Here is a 15,180-nt window from a genome sequence, read left to right as displayed (position 1 = left end):
AATAAGATTTCACTTTGAGATATTTTATTGAATTCTCATATAATGGCAAAGCATACCACGGCTGGCAAAGACAGCCAAAGGCCAGTAGTATTCAGCAAACCCTGGAAGATGCCATGTCTACCCTGTTGAGGGATAAGATACAGTTAGTGGGAGCCGGCAGGACGGATGCGGGGGTTCATGCCAGACAACTCTTTGCTCATTTCGACTTTGATAGTAAACTCGAAAAGGCTGAAGTGGTACAACGGCTGAATGCCTTTCTACCAGAGGATATTGCCATTAAGAATATCACTGAGGTATCGCCGAAGGCCCATGCGCGTTTCGATGCCCTGGAGCGTACCTATGAATACCGGGTTGTTCAGGAAAAAGATCCATTTGCTACAGATTGGGCCCATTATGTTCACCTCCCCCTTGATATGGGAGCGATGAATCTCGCGGCCGCCGAGCTGTTGAACCATACCGATTTCGAGTGCTTTTCCAAGTCCAACACGGATGTAAAAACATATGTCTGTCGCCTAAAAGAGGCCAAATGGCGAAGGGAAGGAAATACCCTGATCTTTACCATAACCGCCGACCGGTTTTTGAGGAATATGGTCAGGGCCATTGTAGGGACCTTGTTAGATGTTGGACTTCACAAATCATCCGTAGATAATGTTAATAGTATTATAAAAAGCAAAGACAGGGGAGAAGCTGGCGTTTCAGTGCCTGCAAAAGGGTTATATTTGATGAAGATTACATATCCCGAGACCCTATTTAAGCTACATGGATAAGGAAACAGGCAAAGCCTTTGATTACCACCTTTTTAAACGATTACTCGCTCAAACGCGACCTTACCGACTCACATTTTACGGTGTTGCTTTAGCGGGGATCCTCCTTACATTTTTTGCCGTCCTCACACCCTATATCTTAAGGAATATTATAGACGACGCCATTAATGCTCGCGACATGGACCTATTACTGTGGTTATCATTTGCGATGCTCGGTGTTCTTTTGGGACAGGTGATTTTTCAACTCCTCTTTAACTATTACGCCAACTGGTTGGGGCAGTCGGTCATCAAGGATATCAGGATCCTTTTGTTTAAAAGGATGCTTGGCTTCAGGATGAAATATTTCGACAATTCCTCGATAGGGGTTTTGGTAACAAGGGCAGTTGCCGATATGCAGCGCATAGGGGAGATCTTTAGTCAGGGCTTTTTCACTATAGTATCTGATTTGCTGAAAATGATCGCCGCCGCCAGTATGATGCTCTGGATGAACTGGAGGCTGGCCCTGCTCGTTTTTGCTATTCTACCAATTATCCTTTACGCAACTCGCCTCTTTCAAAAGGCGATGAAAGTTGCCTTTATCGAAGTACGGGCACAGGTCTCCAATTTAAATTCTTTTGTTCAGGAACGCCTCACCGGTATGAAGATCGTACAGCTGTTCACACGTGAAAAAATTGAAAGTGCCAAGTTCAGGGAGATCAATGAAAAGCACCAGAATGCCTGGCTCAAGACGGTCTGGTACAACTCCTTCTTCTTCCCCGTTGCCGAGATCGTTACCTCCATTGCCATAGGACTGGTAGTTTGGTATGGCGGACTTCAGAATATTGCGAATATTGAAGTAGACATAGCGGGGACCATCTTTGCTTTTATCCTGTATATTGAAATGCTCTTCAGACCCCTGAGGCAGATCGCAGATAAATTTAATACGCTGCAGATGGGAATGGTTGCTGCCAACCGCGTGTTTAAAATTTTGGATACAGACAGCAGAATACAGGATGATGGCACCTTTGAGAAAAGCCACGTAGAAGGAGCTATTCAGTTTAAAGAAGTTCGCTTTGGATACCTGGAAGATGAGGAAGTTTTGCACGGGATCTCTTTTGATGTCAAGGCCGGTGAGACCGTCGCTATAGTGGGGTCTACAGGAGCGGGAAAATCCACCATCATCAACCTGCTCAACAGATTTTATGAGATAGACGGGGGTTGTATCAGTGTGGATGGCGTTGATATTAAAAAATATACCCTGGCATCATTGCGAAAAAATATTGCCATTGTACTTCAGGACGTTTTTCTCTTTGCCGATACCATCGCCAACAACATTACGCTGAAGGATGAAACGATCACTACGGCTACTATTGAAGAAGCAGCAAGGCAAATAGGCGTTCACGAATTTATCACTTCACTCCCCGGGGGATACGAATACAATGTGAAGGAAAGGGGTACCATGCTGTCCAGCGGGCAGCGACAGCTCATAGCATTCCTCAGGGCCTATGTCATTAATCCGAGTATCCTCGTACTTGATGAGGCCACGTCTTCGGTGGACACCTATACCGAAAAACTGATCCAGAAAGCTACCGACAAGATCACAGAGGGACGAACATCTATCATCATCGCACATCGCCTGGCTACCGTTAAGAAAGCCGACAAAATTATTGTGATGGATGCCGGAATGATCGTAGAAACGGGCAACCATAAAGAACTCCTTAAAAAGGACGGTTACTACAGCAAACTCTATGAAGCCCAATTCCTGGCTGAAGAAGAAGTAGCCTGACAACTATTTCGTTTAATACTTATTGCTTTGGAAGAAAATCCTCTAGGGTCACTATTCCGGTGAGAAACATAAACGCGTAAAAAAGTATTATAATAGCGAAATAGCCAATAAGCGTTAATAGGAAAAAGACAAATGATCTTAGAATCGTGGCCCCAACTGGGAATCTATGGATTCGTTGCATCACAAATAAACTATAAAAAACCATTAGAAAAGTCATTGGAATTGCCAGGTTCATGTAAGCTGAAGGATCGACAAGCAAAGTGATGAGCGAAATAGGAAATATCACGATACTCCATTGCGCCATAATATAAATATAGGCGATCATGTATTCGGAAAGAAAGTACCCTTTTCGGTTAAAGGTCAAATATCCAGCAATCGCAAAGACAGGGATGTAAAGAATAAACAGCAGGGTCTGATAATCAAATATGGCATCAAAGAGCTTTTTGGATAGTTCTTCAGACATGCCTTGACCACCGTATTCCACAAATATATCGGGCGTTAAAACCTTCTGCATAATAAATATAAGGAGTCCCGATAGCGTTAAGGCAATCCCCAAATGACTTATAGGATTCAGGTATTTTCGCCTCACTCCATTGATATAAGCATCAATGACCACTTCAGGTCGTATGCACAATTGTACTATGGTTCTTATAAAGGTATTGTCCAGGTTAAAATATCGCTCAGTGATATCATAGGTCAGATTTCTAAAGGTGAGTCTGTGTTTAACAGCTTTAGCACCACAACTGGGGCAATAGTTAAAATCTGTTCTTTGGGGAGTATTACAATTCTTGCAATTCATTTTACTGCAGGTCTTTTTTCAGGAGGGATTCCAATTCTTTTATGTCTTTGTACATGATGAATTCACCATTCTTTATATAAGAGATATTCCCTGTTTCCTCGCTGATCACCAGGGCAAGCGCATCGGTTTTTTCGGTGATTCCAATAGCGGCCCTGTGTCTGAGTCCGAATCTAAGGGGAATGTTTCGCTCCTGAGACAAGGGAAGTATCACCCGGGTAGCAATAATGCGATTCCCTCTTAAAATGGCCGCACCGTCATGAAGGGGACTGTTCTTAAAGAATATACTTTCAATGATAGGCAGGTTTACTTCTGCATTCATTTTATCCCCTGATGACCGCACAAAATCAAGGGAATTGTTGCGTTCGATAACGAGTATTGCCCCTGTCCTGTTTTTGGCCATTTTTTCACAAGCCTCAAGGACCACCCCTATTTTGAGGTCAGGGATGATCCCTTCCTGTTTTAAGAAACTAAAGCGTTTCCCGAAACTGCGTTTGTTGGCCAGGTTGGTGGAGCCAATCATCAGAAGGAATTTCCTGATCTCCTGCTGGAAAACTACGATAAGCGCTATAAGTCCCACTTGCATAAAACCGCCTACGACACTGCTTATCATTTTCATCCCCAGTAATTGGGTGAATTTCCAAAAGGCCCAGACAAAAACGATCCCCAAAAAGATATTGACCGCTGCCGTGCCGCGGACAAGTTTATAGATGTAATAGAGAAGGATGGCGACAAGAAGGATGTCTAAGAGGTCTGTAATCTTAAAATCCAGAAAATTTAGAAAGTCCAAGCGGGTCGTTTTTGTAAAAGTAGAAAAAATTGTCAATTCAATCCTATCCGGATTGGGTGTTCAGTCGATTAAAGAGATTTATACACTCCACTGCTTCTCTTACATCGTGAACTCTCAACAAATTCGCGCCTCCCTGCAAAGCGACCATATTAAGAGCTGTAGTCCCATTGAGGGCTTCAGCAGCAGTAATTCCCAAAACTTTATAGATCATCGACTTTCTGCTGAGTCCGGCCAGCACAGGAATGCCAAAAGTTTTAAAGAGGGGTAAATTGTTGAGCAATTCGTAATTCTGGCTGATGTTTTTGGCAAAGCCGAAGCCCGGATCTATAACCAGGTCGTGGATTTTCAATGCTCTGGCCGCCGCGATTCGCTCCGAAAAATAATAGCGTATGTCCTCAATCAGATCCCTGTAGGTATTCATTTGCTTCATATTCTGTGGCGTCCCCTGCATATGCATCATTATATAAGGTACTCTGGCCCGGCTTACCGTTTCCATCATCAAAGGGTCTAACTTCCCCGCTGAAATGTCATTGATAAGAGCTGCACCTTCTTCAAGACATCCCTGTGCAACTCGACTCCTGAACGTATCAATACTGAGCAGGATATCCGGAAAATTTTGAAGCAGCAGCTTCACTACCGGAAGGATCCGATTTAGCTCTTCTTCTACAGGGATATGATCTGCGCCGGGGCGCGAACTATAAGCGCCAACATCGATAAAAGTGGCCCCCTCATTCAGCATTTTTTCGGTTTGTGAGAGGATGTTTTTTTCGCTTTTGTACTTCCCGCCGTCGTAAAAAGAATCAGGAGTAAGGTTTAATACGCCCATTACCCTGGGTTCATTGAGATCGATTAAGGTTCCTTTGCAGTTTAATGTCATCATTGGGAGGCAGCCGTTGATCTGCGAGAATTCATTTTGCTGATTTAGATTAAACTACGACCTTTGAGGCCGACAGTATTTCGATCGAAATTTACGTAAAATAGAAGGATATGCAGCATACTTCTGAACAATACGATGCCATTGTTGGACGGTGTAGAGAATTGTTCGTAAAAAAAATGAAGGATTACGGTTCTGCCTGGAGAATCCTAAGACTACCTTCCCTGACCGATCAGATATTTATCAAAGCACAACGTATCAGAAGCCTGCAGGAAAAAGAAGAGCGAAAGATTGATGAAGATGAGCGATCCGAATTTATCGGGATTGTAAATTATTCCATCATGGCCTTGATCCAAATCGAGAAAGGTGTTGTGGAACAACCCGACCTCAGTCCTTCTGAAGCCTCTGACCTGTACGATAAGTATGCCGGCGCGACTAAAAAGCTTATGGAGGATAAAAATCACGATTACGGAGAAGCATGGCGGGAGATGCGAGTGAGCTCGCTAACCGATCTGATCCTTCAGAAATTGCTGAGGGTTAAGCAAATTGAAGACAACCAAGGAGTGACCCTGGTAAGCGAGGGCATTGGGGCGAATTATCAGGATATCATCAATTATGCGGTCTTTGCCATGATTCACCTGGAGGAAGAAGCTGCCTGATTTAAAGATTTACTATGAAGGTTATTGTTACCATCTCAAGAATTTTCGTCGGAGTACTTTTTATTATTTCCGGCCTGATCAAACTCAACGATCCGGTGGGTTTTTCCTTTAAGCTGGAAGAGTATTTTAGTCCGGCTGTACTCGATCTGCCATTCTTTACCCCCTATGCCCTGGCCCTGGCGATCTTTCTGGTCATTTTAGAAGTGGTACTGGGTGTTTTACTGTTGCTGGGCTATCAGAAGAAGATCACCTTGTGGAGTCTGATGGGCATGATTGTCTTCTTTACCTTCCTTACTTTCTATTCGGCTTACTTTAATAAAGTAACAGACTGCGGATGTTTTGGGGATGCAGTAAAGCTTACACCCTGGGAATCCTTTACAAAGGATGTGATCCTTTTGGTTTTGATCATTGTTTTATTCCTGGGCCAGAAATTCATAAAACCGATCTTTAAACCAAAGACCTCCGTGTCTGTATTGATGGTATCTCTGCTGGCATGTATCCTATTTGTCAACCAGGTGAACAACCATTTGCCCTCCATCGATTTCAGACCTTATAAAATTGGGGCGAGTATTCCTGATGGGATGACGGTTCCCGAAGGCGCTCCGAAGGCTATTTTTGAATACGCCTGGACTTTCGATAAAAATGGAACGGAGACTACCATCGTAACTAATGGAGAATATCCTACTGTAGACGGAGAATTTATTGGAGTGGAGACGGAGGAGATACAAAAGGGCTATGAACCACCGATTCACGATTTTACTATTGAACAAAATGGTGTTGACAGGGCTGACGAGTTCCTGTCGGAACAGAATCTTGTGATGGTCATCGCATACGATCTTGCCAAAAGTAATTTTGAGGTATATCCGGAACTGAAGCAGGTGACAGATAAAGCCCTTGCGAAAGGATACAAGGTGATAGGGATGTCTGCTTCCAATGAACAATGGAGTAACAAGGTCATTGACGAATATTCATTGGATTTCCCTTTCTACTTTACTGATGAGACCACCCTCAAGACCATCGTTCGCTCTAATCCGGGCGTTTTAGTACTGGAAGAAGGCACCATAAAATATAAAGTTCATTACAACGATCTGGATGAACTTCCATTCGCAAACTGATCAACATAGAAATTATGAGAAATAAAATTGTCGCCGGAAACTGGAAAATGAATAAAAACAGCGCAGAAACCGCTGAGCTGATCGATGACTTAATATCGACAGTTAAGCCAGCTTCTGCAGAAGTTATGATTGCACCCACTTTTGTAAACCTGGCTGCGGCCGTAAACAAGCTCGATGGTTCGTCTATAGAAGTAGTAGCTCAAAATATGCACTTTGCGGAAAGCGGGGCTTTTACGGGGGAAATCTCCGGGGATATGTTACGGTCCATTGGGATCCAAACTGTGATCCTGGGCCATTCGGAGCGCAGGGCTTATTTTGGCGAAGACGATGCCCTCCTGGCGAAGAAAGTGGATGCAGCACTCAAAGTAGGGATGAGGATCATCTTTTGTTTCGGGGAGGAATTGCAGGAGCGAAAAGCTGGTGATCATTTTAACGTAGTAGAGCGTCAGTTGAAAAATGGCCTCTTCCATCTCAATGCGAGTTCTTGGGGCCAAATTGTATTGGCCTACGAACCTGTTTGGGCCATAGGCACGGGAGAAACAGCTTCTCCAGAGCAAGCCCAGGAAATGCACGCATTTATCCGTAAAACCATTGCGACTGCCTATGACGAGTCGGTATCCCAGAAAGTAACCATCCTTTACGGAGGAAGTGTAAAACCCGGAAACGCAAAAGAGATCTTTTCCAAGGAAGACGTAGATGGCGGACTCATAGGTGGAGCCTCCCTGGTTGCGGCTGATTTTGCCGCTATCGTTGCTGCAGCTCAATAAAATGAGTTACACCTATATCGAATACAATTTTGAGATTAAACCCAGAGATCCGGGTACGGAAATCCTGTTGGCCGAATTAGCGGAACTACCATTTGAGAGTTTTGAAGAAACGGAGGATGGCCTTAAGGCCTATATCCGTAAATCGGAATGGCAGGAAGACCTGCTGGCCGAGGTCGCTATATTAGACTCTCCTGCGTTTGAAGTTGGATACCAGTTTCACGAAATCCCACCGGAAAACTGGAATAAGAAATGGGAGACGCATTTTGATCCTATCGAGCTAGACAACCGTTGCAGGGTAAGGGCACCCTTTCACGAGGAAAAGGATGTTACTTATGATATCGTCATCGAACCTAAGATGAGTTTTGGTACCGGGCATCACGAAACTACTTATATGATGCTCCAATTTCTTTTAGACATCCCACTGGAAGGCCAAAGCGTACTCGATATGGGCTGCGGCACAGCAGTTTTGGCTATTTTGGCTGCCATGAAAGGAGCCGAAGAGGTGGATGCTATTGACATTGATCATTGGAGCTTTCTAAACTCCCTGGAAAATATTAAGCGGAACGGGCAGGAACAAATAGAAGTATTCGAAGGGGATGTATCGGCTATTCCAAATAAACAGTACGATGTTGTTCTGGCCAATATCAACAGAAATATACTCTTGGCTGATATTCCCGCATATGCCGAGCACCTGCGGGATAGGGGAAAGTTACTGCTCAGCGGTTTTTATGAAGCAGATTCAGCTGTTATAGACGGGGTATGTAAGGAAGCGGGATTGGACTATAAAACAAAACTTCAAAAAAATTCATGGACGGCTGTTTTGTATCAGAAAAGCTGAGAGATTTAAGACGTGGAAAGAAGTAAATAGGCGGGTTTCAACAGGCTTAAGTAAAATACCCTAAGGAAAGCTAAGTCGGAAAAATTACTATATTAGTAAAAATTCTTCGCTATGGGACAAAAAGAAAAATATTCAGAAGAGCTGCTTCTAGAGGAAGTTACGGTAAAACAACACGAGATCGTCCTGTTCAATGATGACGTGAATACTTTTGACCACGTAATTGAAACACTGATTGGTGTTTGCGATCACACCCCTGAGCAGGCAGAGCAATGTTCTCTTATTGTTCATTACAATGGAAAATGTACCGTAAAAACAGGTGAATACGACGATCTAAAACCGCGCTGTAGCAGATTGCTCCAGGCTGGTCTAAGTGCTGAGTTGGTCTAATTGTACAGATGGGCAAGCATCCCCTTTCAATTACTCCTAAATCCGGATCAACCCTTTAATTTTATACTTCATTGAGAGTAGGATTTACAGTACTCACCCTTTGTTTCAGTGTGATGTGTTTCACACAGGAACTACCTCCCATACAAAATTACGCTCCTTCAGACTATGCTGCTGAAAACCAGAACTGGGCTATCTCACAAGCTCAGGACAGGCATATCTATATTGCCAACAGCAAGGGTTTATTGGGATTCAATGGCGCTTCCTGGGAACATTATCCCTTACCTAATGAGAGTATTGTAAGATCGGTTAATGCCCTCGATGGTAAAGTGTACACCGGAGGTTATATGGAATTTGGATACTGGGAGAAAGACGACCTGGGAATTTTGCAATACTCTTCCTTATCTTCTACAATTAAGGATGACCTTCTCGCTGATGAGGAATTCTGGAATATCCTGAGATTAGATCGGTACATCGTATTTCAATCCCTGGACCGTATTTATTTGTACAATATCAGGGACAACTCAATTACATGGGTTGAAACAAATACCACCACTCCTAAGATATTCAATGTCGGACAGACACTTTTTTTCCAGAAGTGGGGCGAGGGCCTCTATAAAATAGAGAATACAAGGGCGGTTTTGGCGTACGACTTCGATATCCTAAAAAAGGATGAGGTAGTCAATATCTTTGAAAGGGAAAATGACCTGCTTCTTCTCACAAGGCATAATGGATTTTTTACCCTCAGGGAAGGAGGATTAAAACCATGGGTTACCCCTGCGAATCGCCTGATCTCACAAATGAGTATTTACACGGCGATAAGGCTCAAAAACAAGAACCTTGCACTGGGTACTATTTCGAACGGAATAATCCTGCTCAACGAAGAAGGCACACTACAGTTTCAGGCAGATCAGTCAAGCGGACTGAGGAATAACACCGTTTTATCTATTTATGAGGATTTGGAAGGGACACTCTGGCTTGGTCTTGATAACGGCATCAGTTTTCTCAACCTGAATTCCCCCTACAGGATCTACCAGAATTTAAGCGGACTAACCGGCAGTGTTTATGCGGTACAGCGTTTTAATGAGATTCTTTATTTAGGGACGAATCAGGGACTGTTTTATCAAAATGAGGCTTCTGTTTCGGGCTTTGAAATGATTCCGGGTACAGAAGGGCAGGTTTGGTCTCTTGCTGTGAGAAACAACGCCTTATTTTGTGGCCATCACAACGGGACATTCCTGATCGAGGGTAAAAAGGCAACCCAAATTGCTAATATTCCCGGTACATGGAAGATCAGTTCTATCCCCGGAAATCCAGATTTGTTGATGCAGGGAAATTATGAGGGTTTAAGTATCCTGGAATTTAATCAGGGCAAATGGCGCTTGAGGAATAAACTACAAAATTTTAAACATTCATCCAGGTATTTTGAAATTCAGGAGAATGATATTTTCGTAAATCACGAGTACAAAGGACTGTTTCGAATAAAGGCCGATAATGATTTTAGAGCAGCTATTTCAACAGAGGTAGATACGGTGCATAGGGGGGTTAACTCTGGCTTGGTTAAATTTCGGGAAGAATTGCTGTTGGCAAACAAAGCTGGGATCTTCAAATTTAATCCCGAAAAAGATCAGTTTGTAAAAGACTCTGTATTGAGTCGTGTTTTCGAAGAGGGAAAGTATATCTCAGGTAAGTTAATTACCGATGATACCTCTGAAAATCTTTGGGCATTTACACAGGAGAATATCAGCTATATCACACAGGATAATCTGGATAATAGTACAATCATTCAATCCATCCCACTTACGGAAACTGAAAGGCGGGGGATCAGGGGTTATGAAAGTATTTATGGTCCCGGAGATAAAGGAACTTACTATTTGGGCAGCAGCAACGGCTTTTTGAAGCTTAATACCGAGACGGTATCAGATCGGAAATTTGAAGTGAGATTGAGTAAAATAGCCTTATCTGTAATGGGCGGCAGTTCATCAGATTATACTTTGATTGCCCCCCAGATTGAAGGGGAATTCAGGAATAAGGAAAACAATTTGCAGATATGGTTTTATTCTCCTGAATACACAGCACTGGTAAAACCCAGATTTCAATACCGTTTATCAGGACTCTATGAGGAGTGGAGTACCTGGTCAGAAAATACTTCTGTTGAGTTCTCTAATTTGCCCCATGGCTCATACACCTTTGAGGTCAGGGGAAGGGCAGGAAACTCAAGTTCGGCGAATACGGTGAGTTATTCGTTTACCATTGCAAGGCCCTGGTACCTCACAAAACTGGCTTTTATTTCATATTTCCTGCTGGCCATACTAGCGTCCATTGCCATCCACAGAACCTACAGGCGATATTACAGGGGGCATCAACAGGCGATCATTGCCGAAAACAAAAGAGAACTGGCCTTGGCTAAGGCCCAGAATGAAAAAGAGATCATAAGGCTGAAGAACAAGCAACTGAAGAAAAAATTTAAAAACAAGAATAATGAATTAGCTGCATCAACATTGAGTATAATAAGAAAGAATGAACTTCTATCCAGAGTAAAGGAACAATTGCTTAGCACTGAGGAAGAACAGCTTACTTCGGTACATCAGATTGTGAAAATCATCGATAAAAGTATCACCAGAAACGATGACTGGGAAATGTTTATGAAAGCGTTTAACCAAGCAGATAGAAAATTTCTTAAGAAATTGAAGAAAGTCCACCCTAACCTCACCCCGAACGATATTAAATTATGTGCTTATTTGCGACTTAATTTATCATCCAAAGAAATAGCACCTCTTCTTAACATTTCACCCAGAAGTGTAGAAATCAAACGTTATAGATTACGCAAAAAAATGAATTTATCTCACGATTCTAACCTTACCGATTACATTCTTACGCTGTAGTAAGCACTACATTTTCTTTTCCATAACTCAACATTACCTATACAATACCCTATTTAGGCAGTCTTTTTAACTAAAATCAAAGGATTTTAAGCCTAATGTTTTTGGTATTCATTATCAAATTGATATTTTACTCCCCCTTAAATTATGATGTATACTAATTGTAGGGGTAAATCTTAAGGCTTTGACAATATATTGGGATAAGTTTAACGGTTGACCAAAGTGAGGATTATTGATCCCGGGAGGAATAACAGAATTCCACTGACTTTGTTTTCAACATCGAGAATTAAAAACTCAAAAAATACAGGGACTCCATTCTCAATCGGAGGACTTTTTTTACCGATAGCTCAACTTAAACAAAATAGCACTATGAAGAACATTGTATTGAGAGCACTACTTTTCTTATTCACCTTAGGCATATTTGCCCAGGCTGATCAGGTAACAGTTGTTCAGAATCAGGAAGGCGCAAAATTAGTTGTCAACGGAGAAGACTTCATGATCAACGGGATGAATTGGGATTACATACCAATTGGAAAGAATACTGTGGATGCCGAATTCTGGAAAAAGCCTGATGATGTGATCAAAGCCGGACTAGACACCGAGATGTCCCTTTTAAGGAATATGGGGGTCAATGTCATTCGTCAGTATACCGGTGTGCCTGCAAGATGGATAAAATATATCTACGAAAACTACGGAATCTATACCATGCTAAATCACTCCTTCGGAAGGTACGGCTTAACATTGGATGGGGTATGGACACCGGTAACCATTTATTCTGAACCGCGAACTCAGGAATTTCTAATGACTGAAGTAGAGAATCTCGTACGGGAATACAAAAACACCCCGGGACTACTGATGTACTTGTTAGGTAATGAAAATAACTACGGGTTGTTCTGGCAGGGAGCGGAAACCGAAGATTTTCCGGATGACGAAGAAGAAAAGCAATTTATTGGCGAATCCAGAGGGCGTCCGATGTACAAACTGATGAATGAAGCAGCAGTGCTGATGAAGTCAATGGATTCTTCCCATCCCGTGGCCATCTGTAATGGAGACGTCCTTTTTATAGACATTATCGCAGAGGAGTGTAAAGATGTGGACATTTACGGAACTAATACCTACCGGGGAGTTTCATTCGGAGATATGTTCGAAGTGGTTAAGGAAAAGCTCAATATGCCACTGATGTTTACAGAATTTGGTGCTGATGCTTTCAACGCTATTGAAAATGCCGAGGATCAAAAATCACAGGCTTATTATATGGTAGGCAACTGGGAAGAAATCTATGAGAATGCCGCCGGTTTGGGCAAGGCCGGAAATTCTATTGGAGGTTTTACCTTCCAGTTCAGTGATGGCTGGTGGAAATACGGTTTTGACGATAGGGAAAATGCCGATGTTCACGACAATAACGCTTCCTGGGCTAATGGGGGATACGCTATCGACCTCGCTCCGGGAGAAAATAATATGAATGAGGAGTGGTTCGGGATCTGTGCCAAAGGACAGACCAATCCACGAGGCCTCTACGATCTTTACCCCCGTGCAGCCTATTACGCTTTACAGGAGGCACATAAATTAAACCCCTATGAAGAAGGCGTGACCCTTGATTTTATTGAGAATTACTTTGATAACATCAACCTAATGGACGCTGTACTCAAAGCACGCGGTGATAAAGCTGCCCTGGTAGGAGAGAGAGCCAATATGCTCAGGGTAAGTAAAATGGAGGCACGTTTTACCACCTTTAATACCGGGGGAAGTTTGATAACCACACCTCAAAATGCAGATCCGGACGAAACTGTGTATCCCAATGAACTGGGATACGACTTTATGCAGTCGTATTTCGTTGGAGTAGAAGGAAATCCGGCGCCCAACATGAAAGCTAATGTAAATGTGAACATATTGGGGAACGTGGCGCGGAATCCGATAGATGAAATCTTTTATGAAAACAGGGGACGTCCTGTCGTAGTCAATACTGATGAGGGAGATGTCGTTCTTTCTGATGTCAATCGGGTCCAGATCTACAACGCCTCATACGAATGGAAAGCCAAACACTTTGATATCAAGGGATTCTATAGAACAGGACACTATCACTGGGGATACGAGGGTGATTTCTTTGGATTATATCCGGAAGCCAATTACGGCCCAAATCTAGACATCTATAATGGAGAGATCAGTGGTTTTGAAGTAGATGGGAAGCGATTTCTCGACGGATTCAAGGCCGCATTTGGCCCGCAACTATGGTGGGGAGCAAACCCTGCTATCCTTTTGAAATATAGTAAAAAAATAGGGAAATTTGACGTTACCGGAGTTTTCCACGAGGACGTTGATAATTTCGGAACGATTGTTTCTTCCCTGGCAGTACCTATGCCGAGAACACGAAGGGCTACCTTATATCTCGCCAGAGAATTTGGTGATCTCGAAGTGGAACTTGGAGGGATCTGGGGTGGGCAACCGCTCAACGGAAGAGAATTTCAATTTACGGAGGACAATCCGGATTACGATCCTGCTAACCCTGATGCAGCTTCAAAATACATCGTGTATACCGACCAGGTTAACGAGGAGGACAATTGGGGGGCTAAGGCAAAAATCACCTTATCTAAAGGTAAATTTAACTGGTACGCCCAGGGAGCAGTTCAAGGGCTTGTCGCCGGAGGTGGAGCCGATCAAACACAAACATTTACGGGCTGGAGACTCAAGGACACCGGTAGTGGTAACCAGACCAACTTCTTAACCGGATTCACTTATAACATCGGTAATGTTCAGATAGCTCCGAATTTCATGTGGCAAAAACCTATAGTAGGACCAATGCCCAATGATGTTCAGGGCCCCGGAAGGTTGAGAAACATCCTCGATGATCCATTTGTGGTGCGGGCGAACAGGGAGACCGTGGCAGGTGAGATCCTTTTTACTATAGATCCAACGCCCGGTACATGGATGTATCAGTGGGACAACGACAGAGCTGAGGATGCTAAACTCGCAGCGAGTTTTGGCTTCGTCTTCAGGCACCTTCCAACAACCATGGATGCGGCCATTGGTTTCCTCGGAAACAGGACGCTCTTTGCCTTCCCGAATTCAGTTCCTGCACAGGATCTGTGGGAGACACACGCCCGAATAGTTTCAAAGATAAATCCGGATTTAGGAATGATCGCAAATATTTATTTTGGTAACGATCAGGCCAGAGGTAGTGATGAAAGACTTATTGAACGAATTGGTGGTGATATCCGATTAATTTACAAGAATGTTAAGGTACAGCATATGTGGAAGATCAACGATTGGGGACCTTTCGATTACCATCGTGATTTCAACCTTACATTTCCCGTTCAGCTGATGCTTGATATTTCTACGACGCTGGGAAAACCAGACTGGTTTATTCTGCCAAGCACGCAAATAGGGATCAGGGGTACATGGCGAAGTTTAAATGAGTTTTCAAACCGTTATGCTCCTAATGACGCCGCAGAATTTGCTGACGATTCATTTATTAGTCCGGTTGGCTTTGGCAATGGAAACGAATGGGAGATCAGAACATATATACACATCAATATTGGTCAGTAAAAA

12 protein-coding genes are annotated in these 15,180 nt (G+C 43.1%); 9 read left to right on the top strand and 3 right to left on the bottom strand.

Translation table 11 applies throughout. The annotated features are described in order from the left end of the window. Positions 1 to 14 precede the first annotated feature (14 nt). Both truA and EQY75_RS09510 read left to right on the top strand, forming a co-directional pair. Entirely contained in the window at positions 15 to 767 is a 753-nt protein-coding gene (gene truA, locus EQY75_RS09515; protein WP_129605355.1) for a tRNA pseudouridine(38-40) synthase TruA, read from the top strand. Further along, positions 760 to 2,529, top strand: coding sequence for an ABC transporter ATP-binding protein (locus tag EQY75_RS09510; RefSeq protein ID WP_129605353.1), 1,770 nt, complete (start codon positions 760 to 762; stop codon positions 2,527 to 2,529). Before truA ends, EQY75_RS09510 begins: the two co-directional genes overlap by 8 nt. 19 nt (positions 2,530 to 2,548) lie before the next feature. Here EQY75_RS09510 and EQY75_RS09505 read toward each other — a convergent pair whose 3' ends face one another. Genes EQY75_RS09505 through folP form a run of 3 tightly spaced genes read right to left on the bottom strand, consistent with a single transcriptional unit; the run spans position 2,549 to position 4,992 of the window. Beyond that, a complete protein-coding gene (locus EQY75_RS09505) occupies positions 2,549 to 3,328 on the bottom strand; it encodes a DUF3667 domain-containing protein (protein ID WP_129605351.1) in 780 nt (259 codons plus the stop codon). 1 nt (position 3,329) lies between these two features. Further along, a complete protein-coding gene (cdaA, locus tag EQY75_RS09500) occupies positions 3,330 to 4,115 on the bottom strand; it encodes a diadenylate cyclase CdaA (protein WP_129605349.1) in 786 nt (261 codons plus the stop codon). 43 nt (positions 4,116 to 4,158) lie between these two features. Further along, positions 4,159 to 4,992 (bottom strand): dihydropteroate synthase, encoded by an 834-nt coding sequence (gene folP, locus EQY75_RS09495; protein WP_129607064.1) that lies wholly within the window; start codon positions 4,990 to 4,992, stop codon positions 4,159 to 4,161. Between the two features lie 110 nt (positions 4,993 to 5,102). Between folP and EQY75_RS09490 the strand changes: the two genes are divergently transcribed. The 7 genes from EQY75_RS09490 to EQY75_RS09460 all read left to right on the top strand — a co-directional run bounded on the left by EQY75_RS09490 (position 5,103) and on the right by EQY75_RS09460 (position 15,177). After that, positions 5,103 to 5,648 carry a DUF1599 domain-containing protein gene (locus EQY75_RS09490; RefSeq protein ID WP_129605347.1) on the top strand — a complete coding sequence of 182 codons (546 nt, stop codon included), beginning with the start codon at positions 5,103 to 5,105 and terminating at the stop codon, positions 5,646 to 5,648. Between the two features lie 14 nt (positions 5,649 to 5,662). Continuing rightward, the gene (locus EQY75_RS09485; RefSeq protein WP_129605345.1) at positions 5,663 to 6,763 is read left to right on the top strand and encodes a BT_3928 family protein; all 1,101 of its coding nucleotides are present in this window, start codon (positions 5,663 to 5,665) and stop codon (positions 6,761 to 6,763) included. 14 nt (positions 6,764 to 6,777) lie between these two features. After that, on the top strand, positions 6,778 to 7,530 hold the full coding sequence (tpiA, locus tag EQY75_RS09480; protein WP_129605343.1) for a triose-phosphate isomerase: 753 nt from the start codon (positions 6,778 to 6,780) through the stop codon (positions 7,528 to 7,530). Position 7,531: 1 nt separating this feature from the next. Then, a complete protein-coding gene (gene prmA, locus EQY75_RS09475; RefSeq protein ID WP_129605341.1) occupies positions 7,532 to 8,368 on the top strand; it encodes a 50S ribosomal protein L11 methyltransferase in 837 nt (278 codons plus the stop codon). Between the two features lie 111 nt (positions 8,369 to 8,479). Then, positions 8,480 to 8,755: an ATP-dependent Clp protease adaptor ClpS gene (locus EQY75_RS09470; RefSeq protein WP_129605339.1), complete on the top strand. Its 276-nt coding sequence runs from the start codon at positions 8,480 to 8,482 to the stop codon at positions 8,753 to 8,755. Positions 8,756 to 8,826: 71 nt separating this feature from the next. Then, positions 8,827 to 11,637 carry a helix-turn-helix and ligand-binding sensor domain-containing protein gene (locus tag EQY75_RS09465; RefSeq protein WP_129605337.1) on the top strand — a complete coding sequence of 937 codons (2,811 nt, stop codon included), beginning with the start codon at positions 8,827 to 8,829 and terminating at the stop codon, positions 11,635 to 11,637. A gap of 366 nt (positions 11,638 to 12,003) precedes the next feature. Further along, the gene (locus EQY75_RS09460) at positions 12,004 to 15,177 is read left to right on the top strand and encodes a glycoside hydrolase family 2 TIM barrel-domain containing protein (RefSeq protein WP_129605336.1); all 3,174 of its coding nucleotides are present in this window, start codon (positions 12,004 to 12,006) and stop codon (positions 15,175 to 15,177) included. Positions 15,178 to 15,180: the final 3 nt, after the last annotated feature.

It is taken from the genome of Muriicola soli (genome assembly GCF_004139715.1).
In the GTDB taxonomy this organism is placed as follows: domain Bacteria; phylum Bacteroidota; class Bacteroidia; order Flavobacteriales; family Flavobacteriaceae; genus Muriicola; species Muriicola soli.
Note: the sequence above shows the minus strand (reverse complement) of the source record. Positions and strands in the feature narration are given on the sequence as shown.

What these genes read in the sequence shown, in the direction of transcription:
- folP (WP_129607064.1), bottom strand. Translation starts at nt 4,992, where the DNA reads ATGACATTAAACTGCAAAGGAACCTTAATCGATCTCAATGAACCCAGG.
- EQY75_RS09490 (WP_129605347.1), top strand. Translation starts at nt 5,103, where the DNA reads ATGCAGCATACTTCTGAACAATACGATGCCATTGTTGGACGGTGTAGA.
- EQY75_RS09505 (WP_129605351.1), bottom strand. Translation starts at nt 3,328, where the DNA reads ATGAATTGCAAGAATTGTAATACTCCCCAAAGAACAGATTTTAACTAT.
- EQY75_RS09485 (WP_129605345.1), top strand. Translation starts at nt 5,663, where the DNA reads ATGAAGGTTATTGTTACCATCTCAAGAATTTTCGTCGGAGTACTTTTT.
- prmA (WP_129605341.1), top strand. Translation starts at nt 7,532, where the DNA reads ATGAGTTACACCTATATCGAATACAATTTTGAGATTAAACCCAGAGAT.
- EQY75_RS09470 (WP_129605339.1), top strand. Translation starts at nt 8,480, where the DNA reads ATGGGACAAAAAGAAAAATATTCAGAAGAGCTGCTTCTAGAGGAAGTT.
- EQY75_RS09460 (WP_129605336.1), top strand. Translation starts at nt 12,004, where the DNA reads ATGAAGAACATTGTATTGAGAGCACTACTTTTCTTATTCACCTTAGGC.
- tpiA (WP_129605343.1), top strand. Translation starts at nt 6,778, where the DNA reads ATGAGAAATAAAATTGTCGCCGGAAACTGGAAAATGAATAAAAACAGC.
- EQY75_RS09510 (WP_129605353.1), top strand. Translation starts at nt 760, where the DNA reads ATGGATAAGGAAACAGGCAAAGCCTTTGATTACCACCTTTTTAAACGA.